We start from the raw sequence: 17,837 nt of genomic DNA, 5'->3' as shown, positions 1-17,837 counted from the left end.
GCCCCGGCGCGGGGCACCGCGCCGGGGACCCCGGCGTACGCTCCCGGACCCGCCCGGGAGCACAGGCCCTAGGCCTTGGCCACCGCGTCGATCCGGGCGAGTTCGTCCTCGGTGAAGTCCAGGTTGCCGACGGCCTCGACGCTGTCCTCCAGCTGGCGCGGGCTGCTGGCCCCGACCAGGGCCGAGGTGACCCGGCCGCCGCGCAGCACCCAGGCCAGCGCCATCTGGGCCAGTGACTGACCGCGGGACTTGGCGATGTCGTCGAGCGTCCGCAGCCGGCCCACGAGGTCCTCGGTGACCGTGTCCGCGCTCAGGAACGGGCTGTCGCTCGCGGCCCGCGAGTCCTCCGGGACGCCGTTCAGGTACCGGCCGGTGAGCAGGCCCTGCTCCAGCGGCGAGTACGCGATGGAACCCACCTGGAGCTCGTCGAGCGCGTCCAGCAGTCCCTCGTCCTCGGGGCGGCGGTCGAGCATCGAGTAGCGCGGCTGGTGGATGAGCAGCGGGGTGCCGAGATCGGCCAGGATCCGGGCCGCGTCACGGGTCTGCTCCGCCGAGTAGTTCGAGACGCCGACGTACAGCGCCTTGCCCTGCTGGACCGCCGAGTGCAGCGCGCCCATCGTCTCCTCCAGGGGAGTCTCCGGGTCGGGGCGGTGCGAGTAGAAGATGTCGACGTGGTCGAGGCCCATCCGGCCGAGGCTCTGGTCGAGCGAGGACAGCAGGTACTTGCGCGAGCCCCATTCGCCGTACGGGCCCGGCCACATCAGATAGCCGGCCTTGGTCGAGACGACCAGCTCGTCGCGGTGGTGCGCGAAGTCGGCCCTCAGGGCGTCGCCGAGGGCGGACTCGGCGGCGCCGGGCGGCGGGCCGTAGTTGTTCGCCAGGTCGAAGTGGGTGACGCCGAGGTCGAAGGCACGGCGCAGGATCGCGCGCTGGACGTCCACCGGCCGGTCGGGGCCGAAGTTGTGCCACAGGCCGAGCGACAGCGCGGGGAGTTTCAGACCGCTGCGTCCGGTACGCCGGTAGGGCATGTCCGCGTAACGGCCGGGGTGTGGGGTGTACAACGCGTACTCCTGGGAGGCGGGGGAAACAGGTCTCCACTCTCGCGCGCTCCGTGGGCGGCGGTCCAACGGTGGGATCGGATGGCATTGAGCGATCCCGCTTCTCAATCGGCCGGGGTTCCGCCGGTCGGCGCCTACCCTTGCCTGTCATGGAACTGCGTCATCTTCAGCACTTCGTCGCCGTCGCCGAGGACCGGCACTTCACCCGGGCGGCGGAACGGCTGATGGTGTCGCAGTCGGGCCTCTCGTCGTCGATCAGAGCGCTGGAGCGGGAGCTGCGGGCACCGCTGTTCGTCCGTACCACCCGCCGGGTGACCCTCACGGAGGCGGGTCGCGCCCTGCTCGTCGAGGCGGAGCGGATCCTCGCCCAGGTGCGTTCGGCGCACGACGCCGTGGCCGCCGTCCAGGGGGTGCTGCGCGGCACCCTCTCCCTCGGCACCGAACAGTGCATCGCCGGTGTGCACTGCGCCCGGCTGCTCGCCGCGTTCCGGCGGCGGCATCCGGACGTGGAGATCCGGTTGCGCCAGGCGGGTTCCGAGGCGCTGGCGGAGGAGGTCGCGGCGGGCCGTCTCGACCTGGCCTTCGCCGTGCGGACGCGCGCCGACTCCGAGCAGCTGCGGTCGGTGCCGCTGACCAGTGAGCCGATGACCGTGCTCTGCCACCCCGGGCACCCGCTCGCGACCGCCGCCGTGGTCACGCCCGGGGAACTGGGCGCGGAGGCCTTCGTCGACTTCCACCCCGACTGGGGCCCGCGGCGCACCACCGACGCGGCGTTCGCGGCGGCGGGCGTCCAGCGGACGGTCGCCCTGGAGGTCAACGACGTCCACAGCCTTCTGGAGCTCGTCCACGAGGGCCTCGGGATCGCCGTCGTACCGCGCCACTTCGGTCACAAGCCGGAGGCCCGCGACCTCACCGCGCTGCCCTTCAAGGGGGCCTTCGAGGGGTCGTACGAGACGGTCGCGATGCTGCCGCCGCCGGAGGCCACGAGCCCGGCCGCGCGGGCTCTGATGGCGCTGCTCGACGCCGCCCAGGAGAACGCCTGAGCCGTCGGCGGCCCGTCGGCGGACCCGTGGTTCCGGACGCAGGTACGGGCGCGATGCGCGATGGTGGTCCCATGCTTGCGAAGGACATCCTCATCGACGGCTTCGGCCGCGTCCGGGAAGAAGTCCACGCCGCCGTCGGCGGCCTCGCGCCGGACGTCCTCAACGCCCGCCCCACGGAGACGGCGAACTCGCTCACCTGGCTGGTCTGGCACCTCACCCGGGTCCAGGACGACCACATCGCCGACGTGGCCGGGACGGAGCAGGTGTGGCTCACCGGAGGCTGGGCGAAGCGCTTCGGGCTCGACCTGCCGCGGGGCGACACCGGGTACGGACACACGTCCGCGAAGGTCGCCCGGGTCCGGGTGGAGTCGGGCGACCTGCTGCTCGGCTACCACGACGCCGTCCACGAACGGACCCTCGGCTACGTCGGCGGTCTGGCCGCCCGTGACTTCGAGCGCGTCGTGGACGAACGCTGGGACCCGCCGGTCACCCTGGGCGTACGCCTGGTCAGCGTCCTGTCCGACGATCTCCAGCACGTCGGACAGGCCGCCTACGTACGCGGGCTGGTTCAGACGTCGTAACCGGGAAGGACGACGTCCTCGATGAGGGCCTCGCGCTCGTCGAAGGGGATGAACGCGCTCTTGAGCGCGTTCACCGTCACGGTGCGCAGATCCTCCAGGCCCCAGCCCGCCTCCTCGACGAGCAGCGACATCTCCCGGGTCATCGTCGTCCCCGACACCAGCCGGTTGTCGGTGTTGAGGGTGACGCGGAAGCCCAGGTCACGCAGGGCGGTGATGGGGTGCTCGGCGATGGACGTCGCCGCGCCGGTCTGGAGGTTGGAGGTCGGGCACATCTCCAGGGCGATGCGGCGGTCGCGCACCCAGCCGGCGAGGCGTCCGAGCTTGCCGTCCACGATGTCCTCGGTGATGCGGACGCCGTGGCCGATGCGCTGGGCGCCGCAGACCTGGAGCGCCTGGTGGATGCTGGGCAGGCCGTGGGCCTCGCCGGCGTGGATGGTGAACGGGACGCTCTCGCGGCGCAGGTGCTCGAAGGCGTCCAGGTGGTCGGCCGGCGGGAAGCCGTCCTCGGCGCCCGCGATGTCGAAGCCGACGACTCCGGCGTCCCGGAACGCCACCGCGAGGTCGGCGGTCTCGCGGGTGCGGTCGAACATCCGCATGCCGCACAGCAGGGTGCCGACGCGCACCGGGGTGCCCGCGGCGGCCGCCTTGGCCATGCCGGCGGCGAGGCCCTCCTGCACGGCCTCGACGACCTCGGGCAGGGTCAGCCCGCCGTTGACCATGAGCTCGGGCGCGTACCGCACCTCGCCGTAGACGACGCCGTCCTCGGCGAGGTCGAGGACGTACTCCTCGGCCGTGCGCAGCAGGCCCTCACGGGACTGCATCACGGCGAGGGTGTGCTCGAAGGTGGCTATGTAGCGGACCAGGTCGCCGGAGTTGGCGGCCTCGTAGTACCAGGCGGCCAGTTCCTGCGGGTCCGTGGTGGGCAGGGTGTGGCCGACGGTCTCCGCGAGCTCGACCAGGGTGGCCGGGCGGAGGCCGCCGTCGAGGTGGTCGTGCAGGACCGCCTTGGGCAGGCGGCGGATGGTGTCGGTGTCGACGCGGGGAGCGGTCATGTGCGGTGTTCCTCGGGAGGTCGTTCGGAGCGGGAGGGTGCGGGGTGCGGACGGGAGCCGGGGGTGCGGGAGACCCGGTCAGTCCGCGGGCTGGAGCAGGTCCCAGCGGTTGCCGTACAGGTCCTGGAAGACGGCGACCGAGCCGTACGGCTCGTGGCGCGGCTCCTCCAGGAAGGTCACGCCCGCGGCGCGCATCCGGGCGTGGTCACGGGCGAAGTCGTCGGTGTACAGGAAGAAGCCGACCCGTCCGCCGGTCTGGTCGCCGATCCGGCCGCGCTGCGCCTCGTCCTTGGCCCGGGCGAGCAGCAGCCCGGTTCCGCCGGCCTCCGTGCCCGGCTCGACGACGACCCAGCGGGAGCCGTCGGGCCTCGGGGTGTCCTCTGCGAGGCGGAACCCGAGGGCTTCGGTGTAGTGGCGGACCGCCTCGTCGTAGTCGTCGACGACGAGGGTGACCAGGGCGATGCGTCTCATCGGGGCTCTCCAGGGTTATACGTAACACGCAGGGTACGGCATTCCCTGTCGGACGCCAGGACCGCTCTCGCCGGGGGCGAGGATCCAGGGGGCGGAGGCCGGAGATCGAGGGCCGGGAACCGGAGACCGGCGGCCGATGGCCGATGACCGGTGGCCACCGGGCCGCAGCCGGACGACGCGGCACCGCCCCCTGCCGAGCGGCAGGGGGCGAAGCACTGCACGCTGGACGGGAGGCCGATCCCCGTGCGGCACCCCGGGAACGGCCCCGGACGCCTTTCGTCTACAGTTATGTAGACGAAATCAGTGAGGAAGGCAGGCGCGGGCGAGGCGTTCCGCCGCGCGGGCGCCTGCCGTGGAAAGGGGCCACAGCCATGTCCGCCGCCCCGGGCACCGCACCCGCGCGCGGGGCCGACGCCGCCCCGGCCCGGCCGTGACGCGCGAGGACACCAGGATCGTCGCCGCGTCGGCCGCGGTGGGGAGCCTGGTCGCGTTCGTGCTGCTGACGTTGGTGGTGACCGGTCACGAGGGTGCTCCCCTGTTCGGGGACGCGTGGCTCACCTCCTGGTGCCTGGCGCACCGCCCGGACATGGCGCTCGCCCTGGCCCGCGGCGTGACGTACACCGGTGTCGGGGTCGTCCCGTACGCGCTGGCCGTCATCGCCGGTCTCCTCCTGGGGCGGCCGGCGGGGCAGCGGGTCCGCACGGTCGCCGCCTGCGTGTGCGCCCTGGCCGCCGCGCAGACCGTGCGGTTCGCGGTGATGTCGCTGGTCGCCCGTCCCCGGCCTCCCGTGGCGGACTGGGCCACCCACGCCTCGGGCTGGTCGTTCCCGTCGGGTCACACCACCACCTCCGCCGTCGCCGGCGGGCTGCTCGTCCTCGCGGTCCTCGCCCGCGCGCCCCAGTCCAGGAGAACCCTGGCCCTGCTGATCGGCTGCTGGGCCGTGCTCGTCGGTCTGTCCCGCGTCTACCTGGGCGTCCACTGGTTCTCCGACGTGGTGGGCGGCTGGCTGTTCGCGATCTGCTGGCTGAGCCTGCTCGTGTACGGCCTCACGCGGTTCCTCCCCCACGCCCACTCCGCGATGACGGCGCCCCCTCCCCGGGAGGACCCCACGCCGGACGGCCGCGAGGACGGACCCCGCGAACAGCACGGCCGGCACGAACAGGGCGACGTCCCTCCCCACCCTGCCCCCTGACCGCCCCGGACGGGCGGCCGCGGGGCGTGAAGCCGTCCCGGGTCCTGCGCGGCAGGCACGCCGGGACGGCCCCTGTAGGCTGCGTCGGCAGCCCAGGGCCCCGAGGAACGTCATGAAGCGATCGCCGTCCACCCTGAACCGTCTGGCGAACAGCGGCCTCGGAGTCGTTCCGGCGGTCGTCGGCGTCGCGTACGCCGTGCGGGCCGACGACGGGATGCCACGGCTCCTCACCGTTCCGGCCGTGCTCGGGTTCGCCGTACTGGCGGTCCGCGGCTACCGGCTGGGCGCGGCCTGGGACCACGCGCGGATCACGGTTCGCGGCTACCTGCGCACCCGGGTCGTCGACCGGGAGCGCATCACGGAGGTCACGGACTTCCCGGCCCTGAGGTGGACGTCCCGCGACGGACGCGAGCGCTGGACCCCGTTGACGGTGTTCGTCACGAGCACCGGCGAACCTCTGACGACGCGGACATACAAGGAACGCGCCGTCAGGGAGTTGCGGCATTGACATCCTCCCCCTCTCAAAAGAGGGGGATTTCAACCCGTACGGGTTGGGGTTCACGGGTGTTCGAGCGGCTGGTGGCCGTTGTCACCCCTCCGGCACCGGCTGTTCGCCGGGGGCGGGGGATCCCGCCCTGTCCTGCCGCGACGTTGGCTGCTGCGTTGGTGTCGGCGTTGCAGGTGAAGCCGCAGGAGGAACAGACGAACTCGGCTTGGCTCTTGCGCGAGTTCTTGTCGATCCAGCCACAGAGGCTGCAGCGCAGACTGGTGTAGGGGGCGGGGACGTCCTCGACCCGGCCGGGGGCCTTGTGTCCGGTGCGTTGCCGGAGCTGGCCCCAGCCCTGGGCGAGGATCGCCCGGTTCAGCCCGGCCTTCTGGGCGACCTTCCTGCCGGGCTGTTCGGCCGTCCCCTTCGCGGAGGCGGTCATGTTCGTGATGTTCAGTTTCTCGAACCGCACCAGGTCGTAGCCGCGGGCGAGCATCGTGCTGGTCTTCTCGCACCAGTCTTTGCGCCGGTTTGCCTCGCGGGCCTTGATGCGGGCGGCCTTCGCGTACTCGGCGGCCTTGCGCTCACTGCCCTTCGGGGCGCGGGCAGCGCGGCGCTGGTGCTTGCGGATCCGCGCCCGTTCGCTGACGGTCAGCTGCGGGCAGTTCAGTTTCCGCCCGTCGGAGAGGGCGGCGGTGACGGCCACGCCCCGGTCGACGCCGATGACCTCACTCGTACCGGGCCCCTCGACGGGGGCCGGAACGACGGCGAAGGCGATGTGCCACTGTCCGTTACGGAAGGTGACACGGAACGTCTTCGCCTGCGGCAGCCGGGAACCTTTGCCGTTGCGGCTGAGCCGGAAGCGGACCCAGCCGCAGCCGGGCACCTTCACCCGCGCCCACCTGCGGTTGAGTTTCTGCACCACGACCGACCGGCCCATCACCTGCCTGCCCCTGGCGTTCAGCTTCGGTGAGCCGTCCGCCTCGAACTCCCCGACGCGATCGGTGCCGATCACCCGGAAGCCCTCGTGCACGTGCTTCCTGCGCCAGGTCGGCTCACCGAACCCGGAGGTGAAGCGGGCGTTCTTGGCTTTGGCGAAGTCCTTCAGGGCCTGCTGCTGCACATCCGCGTTGCCCGAGGCCAGCCATGCGTTGTCGCGCCGGGCCTCGGTGAGCTGACGGCACTGCTCGGCAAAACCGGGAGCCGCCCTGCGGCCCCGGTACCAGTGCGCGTGCTGCTCGACGGCCAGGTTCCAGACGTACCGGGCGTGCGCGCAGTGGCCGAGCATGACGCCCGCCTGCTCGCCCGTCGGGTACATCCGAAACCGTGCCATGACCGCGAACCTAGCCAACGCGTTCCCCGGCCGCCCACACCATCGACCGACATCACCCGTGCGAGTGACCACCCCGGCCACCAACCCAACCGACCACCAGCCAGCTGGCCACCGTCAAGCGACCACCTCGACTCCGAGTTGCCGCACCCGCTCGAGGCCGGCCTCGCCGCCGTCTCTACCAAGACGCCGAACCGCCCTGGCGGCGATTCGGCTTCACCTGCCCGCTCCGCGGGAGCGGGCATTCACCCCGGCCCTGAAGGACCGGGCGCCCTACCCGAAAGCAAGGTGGGTACGGCGAGGAGGCGGCGGACGCGGCCGTGCGGGGAATCAGTAGGTCAGCGCGTCCTCGGCGGTGCCGAAGAAGCTGGTGACCTGGCTGTCGTTGACCGTGATGGGGCCACCGGCGACCGGAACGGTCGACGGGCTCTCGGAAGCGGTGAGCGCCACCTCCACCTTGTCGGCGCTCTTGCCGCCCGCGGTGTCGGCGCGCGCGAACAGGATCCCGGCGTACGCGCTCTCGCCGGGCTTCAGGATCCAGTCCTTGCCCTCGGGTCCCATGTGCTCGGCGGCGCCGTCGAGCCCCGGAATCGTGATCACCAGGTCGTTCGCCGGCAGCAGACAGGCGTCGCCGCCCTTGTTGCTCGCGGTCAGCAGGGCGTGGTTGACCGGCCTGGAGGCGACGGTGACCTTGTAGGTGAGGTCGGTCGTCTCGCACATGCCGACGCCTCCGTCCTGGTCGTCGTCGGAGCCGGACGTCGGTGCCGACGACGGGGTGCCGGGGGTGGCGGAGGACTTCCCGCTGCCACCGCCGTCACCCGGGGCGGCCGACGAGGGCACGTCGGTGGCTTCGCCCTTGTCCGCGCCCTTGTCCGTGGCGGAAGGGCTCGCGTGCTTGCCCGGGGCGGCCACGTCGCCCTCGGCGTCGCCGTTGCATGCGGTCAGGGCCAGGACGCCGATGGACAGGGCGGCGAGTGCGGCGGTGGTACGGCGTGAGCGAGCTGTGCGAGCCATGAGAGGTCCCCCGGGATTCGGAATGTCCCGGTGATCGTGCCTCATGGGAGCGGTACCGCACCCCGATCGCACCGAGCGGGAGCAGTCTTCGGACAGCTTCGTGACATTTCGACGGGGACACCTGTCGAAATCGTGGTGCGGGTCGGCGCGGTGGTCCCGGCCGGTTCGAGGACCCGAAGGGTGCGGTGGGCCGCCAGGTCCGCCTTCAGCGGGCGAAGCAGCCGAACTCCTCGTCGTCCCGGTCCTCGTACGACCCTCGTGATTCCTCGTCGCCGTCGCTGAAGACGACGCGCCCGGCAGTGAGCTGGCGCGGCCTGAACACGAGGAAGCCCGAGACGAGATCGTCCGAGGTCATGTTGGCGCGCAGCGCGTACGTGGACGCGGGGTCCAAATCGACGGTCAGCGGGAGCCGTGTCGTGAAACCCCGCGGGGCGCTTCCGAGGCGTACGCGGTGGAGCGGGACCCCGTCGGAAGCCTCGATGTGCCACAGCAGTTCGCCCGGATCGTCGGCGGTGCCGTCGCGGTCCCACCGGTACAGGCCGACCTCGGTGATGCCGTCGTACTTCGCGCCAGGACACTCGCGCCAGCCGATCACCGGACCGGAACTCCCGCTCTCGACGAACAGCGGAGTGAACTCCGCGCCGCAAGCACTCAGCAGGAGCGCGAGAACGACGACTCCGGCTGAACGCGCCCGCTTCATCCCGCGGAGTGTACGAGAGCAGGGGACCGCGTGGACAGAAAGTCGCCTCCGTCGGCTTCCGGGGCGGTGTCGTGCGGTCGCTATGATCGGTTCATGACGTCGGATGAGGCCGGTGCCGCGTAGGGCCCCGGGTGGGATTCGGGCCGGGGGGACCGGTCGTCGGGGCGGCGCGGTGAGCACCCTGCTGATCAGCACGTGTCCGGGACCGCCGGTGTGCGCCGACGTGCACACCTACCTCTTCGTCGACGGGCTCGACCTCGTGACGCGCAGCGACAGCAGCGCGCTCGGCCTGCACCCCCGGCGGCTCCTCCGCCCGGGCGGACCGCTCTACCCGACGGACGCGCCCCGTGAGGTGCGGGTGGCGGACCGCGGCCCGCCCGGGCCCGCCCGGGACGGGCTCACCGTCACCGTGCAGCTCCAGGGCGAGACGGTCGTCTGGTCAGGTCTGTCGTACCCGGACCTCGACCACGGGGTCGTCGAGGAGGTCCGCTTCCACCTGACTCAGTACCTCGGCGAGATCGAGCGGGCCTACGGAGCCTGGCGCGAGGGGGCGGCCCGGTAGGCGCGGCGCCGTCGTTCGACGCCCGGGGGGAAGTCCCTGGACACCGTCGGGCTACGGATACACGTACGTGTTCAGCGTGTTCACCGCGGACGCGGGGTCGCCCAGGTCGTAGCGGTCGACGGCGAGGTAGTTGGGCTTCTTGCGGGCGGCCGGCTGGCAGAAGCGGCGGGCCCGGTCGGCGAGTTTGGTGTTGTCCGTGCCGGCGGTCCCGGAGATGGCGGCGTCGCGGAAGTGGTTCATGACGAAGAGGGGACGGAAACCCGGCTCGGTGCGCGTGAGCGGCACGTTCGTGTCCGCGCCGTACCAGCGGCTGTAGCAGGACCAGTCGGAGGAGCCGATGCCCGAGCCCATGGACCAGTAGTTCTCGACGGTCCACTCGCGCTGGTACATGACGCCGAAGCTGTCCCGGGTCAGTCCGGCGGCCTCGTCGGACGAGCGGCCGTGGTCGGTGAAGATGAGCAGGCGGTGTCCGGCGGCGGTCAGGTCGGCGAGCCTCGGCCAGCCGTTCTCGCGCACGCCGGTCCGGTCGGGACGGTAGAGGACGTCGGACAGGCCGTTCACGCGGGCGAGTTCGGCGCGCAGGACGGCCGGGTCGACGTAGTCCTCCAGGAACACGGTGACGAACTGGTCGGGGTGCTGCTTGAGGAAGTCGGTCATGCGCTGGAGGTCGACCCAGAGCGCGACCGGCTTGCTGACGAGGGTGCAGCTGTTGTGGCAGAGGATCGCGCCGTCGGGCGTCTGGTGCAGGTCCAGCATGAACCCTCGTACACCGTCGGCGAGTTGCTGGTTGATGCCGCGGTTCTGATTCGGGAAGAAGTTGACGAAGGGCGGGGCGAAGCCGCCGTCCACGCCGTTCGCGTAGGCGTTGTGGGTGGTGAGGAACGTGACCTGGTCCAGGGTGCGTTGGCCCTGGGACGGCATCGGCCGGGTCGCGGGCTCGACCGGGATGAGGAACCAGGAGGCGAGGGCGCCGGGTGAGCCGATCGCCACCTGGGCCGGGTAGTTGGAGCCCGCGGATTTGTCGGTGAGGGTCAAGTACCTGTTCGTTCCAGGGGCTTTGAGCGCGTACTGTTCGGAACCGCCAGGCGTCGCCTCCCAGGCGGCATCGGCACTCGTACAGGCCACGGTCCGGGCCTGGTCGCCCGAGCGGCCCAGGCAACTGCCCGCGGAGTCGGCGCTTTCGAGCACGAAGGAGGAGCCGCTTCGGCGCAGGGTCCACCGCTGGTGGTCCTCGTCGCCCTTGGGGTTGTGCTGGACGATCGCGCCCGCGCTGTCGGCGGCGTTCAGTCCTGTGACGGCGCTCTGGACGTAATAGGCGCCGGGGGCCGGGAGTTCGGCCGCGCCGGCGGCCGGGGCGGGGACGGCGACAACGGATCCCAGTACGGCGGTGGCGGCGAGCAGGGAGCGTCGGCTCGGTCTCATGGCACGTGTTCCCTTCCTGTGGGGAGCATGAGCATGCCATGCATGGACACGTCGGCGGGCGGCGGCGGTACGGATCGCGTCAGTGACCGCGGCCCCGGGGCCGAGGAGCCGCCGTGCGCCCGCCGGGTGGGTCAGACGCCGCCGTACCGCGTGCCGGGGTGCTCGATCCGCGTGACGAACGCGGCGAGGTCGGCGACGACGCGTTCGGGCTGTTCCCAGTGGACCGAGTGGCCGGTCGCCGGATAGGCGAGGAAGTCGGCTCCGTGGACGGCGTCCAGGATGGTCCGCTGGTCGTCGCGGGGCAGGAACTCGTCCTGTTCACCCCAGATGACGAGAGTGGGCACCAGGATGCCCGCGAGGGTCACGCGGAGATCGGTGTCGAGGAGACCGCGGGCGGTGTCCTTCCAGACGTGCGCGGGAAGTTTCAGGTTCTCCTCCACCATGGTCTCGATGAAGCCCCGGGCGATCGGGCGGTTCACCGTGTCGGCCAGGAAGCCCTCGACGAACGCGCGGGGCACGGGGTCGGCCAGTTCCTCCATGGCCCTCACCATCCGGGTCACCGCCGGTTTGTCCGCGAGGGTGCCGGGGACGCCGAGCAGGACCAGACCCGCGATGCGGTCGGGGTGGCTCCCGGCGACGATCCGGGCCGCCACGCCCCCGCTGGACGCCCCGACCAGGACGGCCCGCGGGATGTCGACCGCGTCCAGGAAGGCCACCAGGTCGGCGGCGAAGTCGTCGGGGGCGTAGCCCTCGGCCGGCCGGCCCGCGTCGCCGTGTCCGCGCTGCGTGGGCGCGTATCCGTGCAGGGACGCCGGAAGGCGCCTCAGGAGGGGTTCGAAGGACCACCAGGAGTCGGCCAGACCGTGCACGAAGACGACGGGCGTACCGCTGGGGTAGCCCGCTTCGGCGTACGGGAGGGCGAGACCTTCCCGCACCTGCGCGGTCTTCAGGGAGATCACGGTCACGGCACCCTGCCTCCTTCCGCCCGGCCACCGGGGTCCGGGAACCCGGGAACAGAGAGCGGGCGGCGATCGCTTCCGACAGTACCGAGGGGCGGCACGCGCCGCGCTGCGAACCGGCCCGCCCGCGCCGTTCGAATGAACCGGAGTGCGCGCGGGCGCGCGCCGGTCCGGATGAGCGGGCCCGGGGTGGCGCGGGCGGAGAACCCCGGGTTCGGGACCCCGGGCGGTTCCCGAACGGTCCGGCGCGCGTTCCGGGTCGGGTTTCACGCCGTACGCCGGAGCGCCCCCGGGCCGTCCGGAGCGCGTCCCGGAGGCGGGGGCCGCGCCGCGCACCGGAGCTGAGCTCGGGTTCTGTCGGCGGGACCCCCTCCCGCTCCGTCCTCGGGAGCGGTTAGTGTGTCCGTCGTACCGGACACGGGGTGCCCCGCCGAGGGCTGAGATCACACCCGTCGAACCTGAACCAGTTCGTACTGGCGGAGGGATGTCTTCCATGCCGTTGACGCATGTTCCCGGCGGGCTGCCCGCCGACAGCCGGCCTGCCGTCTTCGACGGACGGATGCCCGCCGCACCCGGCGACCTCCGCGTCGAGGGGCACGGCATCGAGCCGGTCCCCGAGAGCAACCGGTACGGCGGTGCCGGACGCCTGTTCACCGTGTGGTTCGCCCCGAACCTGACGATGACGGGCGTGTTCACCGGCACGATCGGGATCACGCTCGGCCTGGACTTCACCACCGCGCTGGCCGCCGTCGTCCTCGGGACCGTGCTCGGCGCCCTGCCCACCGCCTACCTCAGCACCTGGGGCGGCCTCACCGGCACCGGTCAACTCCCGCTCGCGCGGCTCGCGTTCGGCCGGGCGGTGCTGCTTCCCGGGGTGCTCCAGTGGCTGTCCTCCATCGCCTGGGACGCGTTGATCGGCCTGTTCGGCGGAGACGCGCTGGCGCGGCTGTGCGGCTGGCCGTTCTGGCTCGGCGTCCTGGTCGTGATGGCCGCCCAGGGGGCGCTCGGCGTCCTCGGCTACGAAGCCGTCCACCGTCTCCAGATCGTCATGACGTTCGTGCTCACCGTGGCGTTCGCGGTGATCGCCTGGCGGATGCTCGACGGGGTCCACCCCGTCACCGACGGGTCCGCCGCCGGCGCCGACCGCGCGGGCGCGTTCGTCCTCACCAGCACCATCGCGCTGAGCCTCTCGCTGTCCTGGGCCCCGTACGCCGGTGACTTCAGCCGCTACCTGCCGCGTACGACCTCCCGCCCGCGGATGTTCTGGTGCACCCTGCTCGGGCTCGTCACGTCCTTCGTCGCCGTCCAGGTCCTCGGACTGTGGGGCGCGGCGGTGCTGACCGACCAGACGGCGGCGGGCGTGGACTCGCTGCTGGGCGGCGGTGCCGCGGGCGCGTTCGGGCTGCTGGCCGTGGCGCTCGCCTCGGTGTGCAGCAACGCGATGAACGACTACAGCGGTTCGCTGGCCCTGCAGACCCTGGGCGTGCGGACACCGCGTCCGGTGGCGGCCGCCCTGGCCGCCGTGCTCGGTTTCCCGCTGGTGCTGTGGATGCACGCCGCCGACACCACGGCGCGCTTCCAGAACGTGCTGCTGTTCGTGGGCTGCTGGATCCCCGGGTTCGTCGCGATCGTCGTGGTCGACTGGATCGCCCGGGGGCGGGAGCGCGGGGACGCGCCGCTCGACGTCGCCGCCGAGCTGTCCCGTCCGCGCCCCGGATGGCCGTCGCTGGTCGCCTTCGTCGCCGCCTTCGGCGCGGCCGTGCCGTTCATGGACACGAGCCTGTACGTCGGTCCGGTGGCCGACGCGCTGCACGGCGCCGACCTCTCGTACTACGTGGCGTTCCTGGTGGCCCTCGCCCTCTACGCCCCGCTGCGGCTGCGCCGCCGCGCCTGAGGGCCACCCGTCGCTCCGCCGTCCCCGGGCCTTCGTGCCCGGGACGTACCCGAGAGGAACACCCCATGACCGTCCCGCCCCGCGTCCTGACGATCGCCGGATCCGATTCCGGCGGAGGCGCAGGAATCCAGGCCGACCTGAAGACCATGCTCGCGCTGGGCGCCCACGGGATGAGCGTGCTCACCGCCGTGACCGCGCAGAACTCCGTGGGCGTGCAGGGTGCCTGGGAGCTGTCCGAGGAGGCGGTGCGGGCCCAGTACCGCAGCGTGGTCGACGACATCGGCGTCCAGGCCGTGAAGACGGGGATGCTCTCGTCGCCCGGACTGGTCGCCACGGTCGCCGAGTTGCTGTCCGACGTGGGCGTCCCGGTCGTCGTGGACCCGGTGAGCGTCTCCAAGCACGGGGACCGGCTGCTGGCCGACGACGCGCTGGACGCCGTACGGACCCTGTTGCTGCCGCGGGCGACCGTGGCCACCCCGAACCTCGACGAGGCCGCCCAGCTCACCGGGGTGAAGGCGGACGACGAGGCGGGCATGCGCCGGGCCGCCGGTCTGCTGCTCGCGTTCGGTCCGCGCTGGGTGCTGGTGAAGGGGGGTCATCTGCCGGGGCAGGCCGTCGACCTGCTCACCGACGGGACGGCCGAGCACTGGCTGCGGGCGCCCCGCCACGACAACCGGCACACCCACGGGACGGGGTGCACGCTCGCCTCGGCCGTCGCGGTGGGGCTGGCCGAGGGCCTCGCGGTGCCGGAGGCGGTACGGCGGGCCAAGGCGTACGTGACCGCCGCGATCGAGGCCGGTTTCGCGCTCGGCGCCGGCATCGGACCGGTGGACCACGGCTGGCGGCTGCGCCGGAACGGCTGACCCGCACAGCTCCTTCCGCGAAAGGTGAACACCCGGGCCCCTCCCGGCGTACTGATCGGCACAGCGACAGTCGTCTGCCCGCCCGTCAGGTACATGGACAGGCAGAACCGGATCCAAGGAGCACACCATGAAGGCGACCGCGCAGATCGGCGTCACAGGGCTCGCGGTGATGGGCCGCAACCTGGCCCGCAACTTCGCCAGGAACGGCTACACCGTCGCCGTCCACAACCGCACCCCCGCGCGCACGAAGGCCCTGGTCGAGGAGTTCGGGCACGAGGGCGCCTTCGTCGCGGCCGAGTCGGCCGAGGACTTCGTGGCGGCGCTGGAGCGCCCCCGCCGCCTCATGATCATGGTGCAGGCGGGTGCCGCCACCGACGCCGTCATCGAGGAGTTCGCCCCGCTGCTCGAAGACGGCGACATGATCATCGACGGGGGCAACGCCCACTTCGCCGACACCCGCCGCCGTGAGCAGTCGCTGCGCGAGCGCGGCATCCACTTCGTCGGCGCGGGCGTGTCCGGCGGCGAGGAGGGCGCCCTCAACGGGCCGAGCATCATGCCCGGCGGCTCCCCCGAGTCGTACGCCTCGCTCGGCCCGATGTTCGAGTCGATCAGTGCCAAGGTGGACGGCGAGCCCTGTGCCACGCACGTCGGCACCGACGGTGCCGGCCACTTCGTCAAGATGGTGCACAACGGCATCGAGTACGCCGACATGCAGCTGATCGGCGAGGCCTACGACCTGCTCCGGCGCGTCGGGGGCTACACGCCGCCGCAGATCGCGGAGATCTTCCGGCGCTGGAACAAGGGCCGCCTCGACTCCTACCTCATCGAGATCACCGCCGAGGTGCTCGCGCACACGGACGCCGCCACCGGGGAACCCTTCGTGGACGTCGTGGTGGACGCCGCGGGGCAGAAGGGCACCGGCCGCTGGACCGTGCAGACCGCCCTGGACCTCGGCTCCCCGGTCACCGCCATCGCGCAGGCGACCTTCGCCCGCGCCGCCTCCAGCCAGAACGCGCTGCGCTCCGCCTACCGCGGCCTGCCCGGCGGCACCCACTGGGAGCTGTCGGCGACCGAGGCCGAGCGCTTCACCAGCCAGGTCGAACACGCCCTGTACGCCTCGAAGCTGATCGCCTACGACCAGGGCTGGAAGATGATCCTGGACGCGGCGGCCGAGTACGGCTGGGACATCGACCTCGGCGAGGTGGCGAAGATCTGGCGCGGCGGCTGCATCATCCGCGCGGCCTTCCTCGACCGCATCCGCGCCGCGTACGCCGTCGACCCGGGCCTGGTGAGCCTGCTGTCCGACGCGGGGTTCGCCACCGAGATCAAGGACGCGCAGGTCCCGTGGCGCGAGGTCGTCTCCATCGCCACCCGCAGAGGCGTCCCGGTGCCCGCGTTCTCCGCATCGCTGTCCTACTACGACACGCTGCGCGCCGACCGCCTGCCGGCCGCCCTCACCCAGGGCCAGCGCGACTTCTTCGGCGCCCACACCTACCGGCGCACCGACCGTCAGGGCAGCTTCCACACGCTGTGGGGCGAGGCGTCGCGCGGCGAGACCGAGATGCTCTGACCCCACTCGGGTGACGCGTGGGTGAGGAGCGGGCCGCACACCCCGGCGGGGGAGGTGCGGCCCGCTCCTCCGTGTGCGCCGGGCGTCTCAGCCGCCGTTCACGACGGGCTCGCACGCCTTGCCCACGAGTTCCTCCATCACGGCGAGCGGCAGCGACGGGTTGGCCGCCGCCGCTTCCGCCACCTGCCGGTCGGGGTCGCGGAGCAGTTCCACGATCACCCCCGGCGGGAGTGCGGGACGGGCGGCGGCCACGCGTCGCGCCCGGTCGTCGGCGAGGCAGGCGAGCAGGGCCGGGGCCGTCGCGTTCGGGTGCCGGGCGACCTCCCGGAGCGCCTTCTGCGCCGGTGGTGCCTGGCGCGTCAGGTGTTCCAGCAGCCCGGGACTCGCATCGGGGTTGGCCGCCACCTGGGCGAGGACCCTGTTTCCGTGCCGGGCGACCATGGCACGCAACCGCCCTTCGGTGAGCCCCGGGTGCGGCGCGACGGCCTTGACCACCTTCGCGTCGGGGTCGCCCGCCAGCGCGTCACGCGTCCCGGGCGGCAGATCACGGCGTTGGGCCACGAGCATGCGTGCCGCCGGGTCCGGCGACCCGGCCAGGTCCTCGACCTCGGCGGGGGTCGCGGCGGCGACGCGGGGCAGCAGCGTGGTGGCGGCCTTGGCGGTGCGGGCCAGTTCGGTGAGCACGTCGAGCGGGACACGGGGATGGCGGGCGAGGCTCCGGCGCACCCGGGGGTCCCGGTCCCGTGCCAGTAGGCGCATCACGTCCTCGCCGGTCGCGGGGTTCTCGGCGAGGTCGGCGCGGACACCGGGAACGGGGTCGGCGGCGAGCCGTGCGCACACCTCCGGCGGCAGGTCCGGGCGGGCGGCGAGCGTCCAGCGCAGCAGCGTCGAGGGATGGCCGGCGAAGCGGACGGCCGCCTCGGTGGGCGTGGCGGGGTTGCCGAGTGCCGCGAGCCGTATGTCGTGGACGGTGGACCCGTGGGAGCCGTCGCAGAAGGCGCCGGGTCTCAAGTCGCAGTCCAGCCGGGGACATTCAGGATCGTGGGTGAAGGGGGGCGGCTCGCGGTCGCAGACCGGGCAGTTGCTCGCGGGAGGCAGTCCCTCGCCGGTGACGAGCGCGGCCAGGACGTCCGGGGGCGTCTCCTCGTTGACCGCCACGGCGCGGCGGACCTCGGCGTGCGGATGCTCCGCGAGCCTCGCGGCCGTCTCCCGCGTGGTCCACAGGGCGAGTTCCGCGACGACGCGGGGATCCGGGTCCGTGGCGAGGGTCTCCACCACGTCGGCCGGGAGGCCGGGACAGGCGGCCAGCCTCTCCCTGCGCTCCGCCAGCGGGTCCGCTGCGAGGAGGCGGGCCCATTCCGGGCTGCCGGATCCCTCGTCGAGCAGGGCGAGGGCGGTGTCCGGCTCCGTCAGGGGATCGACGTCGGCGGCTGTCAGCCTGCCCTGGTGGGCGAGCGGTACGCCGGTCGCCCGGTCGCGCGAGAACAGCGCGACCGCCTGCGCGTGCGTGAGGTCCGCCCGGCCGGCGAGGTCATGGGCGAGGTCGGCGTCGGCGACCGCGATCAGCCGGTCGACCAGTTCGGACGGCAGGGCCGTGTTGTCGGCGAGACCGCTCAGGACATGATTCACGGGAGCATCC

General features: G+C 72.6%; 17 protein-coding genes and 1 riboswitch. Of the genes, 8 read left to right on the top strand and 9 right to left on the bottom strand.

The features are described 5' to 3' along the window. Window positions 1–68: 68 nt before the first annotated feature. Entirely contained in the window at window positions 69–1,061 is a 993-nt protein-coding gene (mgrA, locus tag ACFW6B_RS17355; protein ID WP_386596790.1) for an L-glyceraldehyde 3-phosphate reductase, read from the bottom strand. A gap of 146 nt (window positions 1,062–1,207) precedes the next feature. Between mgrA and ACFW6B_RS17350 the strand changes: the two genes are divergently transcribed. Together ACFW6B_RS17350 and ACFW6B_RS17345 are read left to right on the top strand one after the other, a co-directional pair. Further along, on the top strand, window positions 1,208–2,101 hold the full coding sequence (locus tag ACFW6B_RS17350) for a LysR family transcriptional regulator (protein WP_386596787.1): 894 nt from the start codon (window positions 1,208–1,210) through the stop codon (window positions 2,099–2,101). A 71-nt stretch (window positions 2,102–2,172) separates the two neighbouring features. Then, a complete protein-coding gene (locus ACFW6B_RS17345; RefSeq protein WP_386596785.1) occupies window positions 2,173–2,682 on the top strand; it encodes a DUF664 domain-containing protein in 510 nt (169 codons plus the stop codon). Here the strand turns inward: ACFW6B_RS17345 and ACFW6B_RS17340 are convergent. Beyond that, window positions 2,670–3,734, bottom strand: a complete 1,065-nt coding sequence (locus tag ACFW6B_RS17340; RefSeq protein ID WP_386596783.1) for an adenosine deaminase — start codon at window positions 3,732–3,734, stop codon at window positions 2,670–2,672. The genes ACFW6B_RS17345 and ACFW6B_RS17340 overlap by 13 nt on opposite strands. 78 nt (window positions 3,735–3,812) lie before the next feature. Further along, window positions 3,813–4,205 (bottom strand): VOC family protein, encoded by a 393-nt coding sequence (locus ACFW6B_RS17335; protein ID WP_386596780.1) that lies wholly within the window; start codon window positions 4,203–4,205, stop codon window positions 3,813–3,815. A 430-nt stretch (window positions 4,206–4,635) separates the two neighbouring features. Here ACFW6B_RS17335 and ACFW6B_RS17330 point away from each other — a divergent pair, with 430 nt between their 5' ends. Then, the gene (locus tag ACFW6B_RS17330) at window positions 4,636–5,397 is read left to right on the top strand and encodes a phosphatase PAP2 family protein (RefSeq protein WP_386596778.1); all 762 of its coding nucleotides are present in this window, start codon (window positions 4,636–4,638) and stop codon (window positions 5,395–5,397) included. A 112-nt stretch (window positions 5,398–5,509) separates the two neighbouring features. Continuing rightward, entirely contained in the window at window positions 5,510–5,905 is a 396-nt protein-coding gene (locus ACFW6B_RS17325; RefSeq protein ID WP_386596776.1) for a hypothetical protein, read from the top strand. Window positions 5,906–5,918: 13 nt separating this feature from the next. Here ACFW6B_RS17325 and ACFW6B_RS17320 read toward each other — a convergent pair whose 3' ends face one another. From ACFW6B_RS17320 to ACFW6B_RS17310, 3 genes are all read right to left on the bottom strand, one after another. Then, complete coding sequence (locus ACFW6B_RS17320; protein WP_386596774.1) at window positions 5,919–7,217, bottom strand: RNA-guided endonuclease InsQ/TnpB family protein; 1,299 nt, start codon at window positions 7,215–7,217, stop codon at window positions 5,919–5,921. Window positions 7,218–7,544: 327 nt separating this feature from the next. Further along, entirely contained in the window at window positions 7,545–8,228 is a 684-nt protein-coding gene (locus ACFW6B_RS17315; protein WP_386596772.1) for a DUF4232 domain-containing protein, read from the bottom strand. 205 nt (window positions 8,229–8,433) lie between these two features. Beyond that, on the bottom strand, window positions 8,434–8,928 hold the full coding sequence (locus ACFW6B_RS17310) for a hypothetical protein (protein WP_386596769.1): 495 nt from the start codon (window positions 8,926–8,928) through the stop codon (window positions 8,434–8,436). 172 nt (window positions 8,929–9,100) lie between these two features. Between ACFW6B_RS17310 and ACFW6B_RS17305 the strand changes: the two genes are divergently transcribed. Then, window positions 9,101–9,490 carry a hypothetical protein gene (locus ACFW6B_RS17305; protein WP_386596767.1) on the top strand — a complete coding sequence of 130 codons (390 nt, stop codon included), beginning with the start codon at window positions 9,101–9,103 and terminating at the stop codon, window positions 9,488–9,490. Window positions 9,491–9,541: 51 nt separating this feature from the next. Here ACFW6B_RS17305 and ACFW6B_RS17300 read toward each other — a convergent pair whose 3' ends face one another. Together ACFW6B_RS17300 and ACFW6B_RS17295 are read right to left on the bottom strand one after the other, a co-directional pair. Next, window positions 9,542–10,912 (bottom strand): phospholipase, encoded by a 1,371-nt coding sequence (locus ACFW6B_RS17300; protein WP_386596765.1) that lies wholly within the window; start codon window positions 10,910–10,912, stop codon window positions 9,542–9,544. A 131-nt stretch (window positions 10,913–11,043) separates the two neighbouring features. Next, window positions 11,044–11,877 (bottom strand): alpha/beta fold hydrolase, encoded by an 834-nt coding sequence (locus ACFW6B_RS17295; protein ID WP_386596763.1) that lies wholly within the window; start codon window positions 11,875–11,877, stop codon window positions 11,044–11,046. Window positions 11,878–12,279: 402 nt separating this feature from the next. After that, window positions 12,280–12,373, top strand: a riboswitch (TPP riboswitch). Here ACFW6B_RS17295 and ACFW6B_RS17290 point away from each other — a divergent pair. From ACFW6B_RS17290 to gndA, 3 genes are all read left to right on the top strand, one after another. After that, the gene (locus tag ACFW6B_RS17290) at window positions 12,365–13,765 is read left to right on the top strand and encodes a purine-cytosine permease family protein (protein WP_386596761.1); all 1,401 of its coding nucleotides are present in this window, start codon (window positions 12,365–12,367) and stop codon (window positions 13,763–13,765) included. It overlaps the preceding riboswitch by 9 nt. Before the next feature lie 65 nt (window positions 13,766–13,830). Next, entirely contained in the window at window positions 13,831–14,628 is a 798-nt protein-coding gene (gene thiD / locus ACFW6B_RS17285) for a bifunctional hydroxymethylpyrimidine kinase/phosphomethylpyrimidine kinase (protein ID WP_386596759.1), read from the top strand. Between the two features lie 127 nt (window positions 14,629–14,755). Further along, a complete protein-coding gene (gene gndA / locus ACFW6B_RS17280) occupies window positions 14,756–16,198 on the top strand; it encodes an NADP-dependent phosphogluconate dehydrogenase (RefSeq protein ID WP_386596757.1) in 1,443 nt (480 codons plus the stop codon). A gap of 87 nt (window positions 16,199–16,285) precedes the next feature. Here the strand turns inward: gndA and ACFW6B_RS17275 are convergent, their stop codons facing one another. Beyond that, window positions 16,286–17,827, bottom strand: coding sequence for a hypothetical protein (locus tag ACFW6B_RS17275; protein WP_386596755.1), 1,542 nt, complete (start codon window positions 17,825–17,827; stop codon window positions 16,286–16,288). Between the last annotated feature and the right edge of the window lie 10 nt (window positions 17,828–17,837).

This window comes from Streptomyces sp. NPDC058751, assembly GCF_042746485.1.
In the GTDB taxonomy this organism is placed as follows: Bacteria; Actinomycetota; Actinomycetes; order Streptomycetales; family Streptomycetaceae; genus Streptomyces.
Note: the sequence above shows the minus strand (reverse complement) of the source record. Positions and strands in the feature narration are given on the sequence as shown.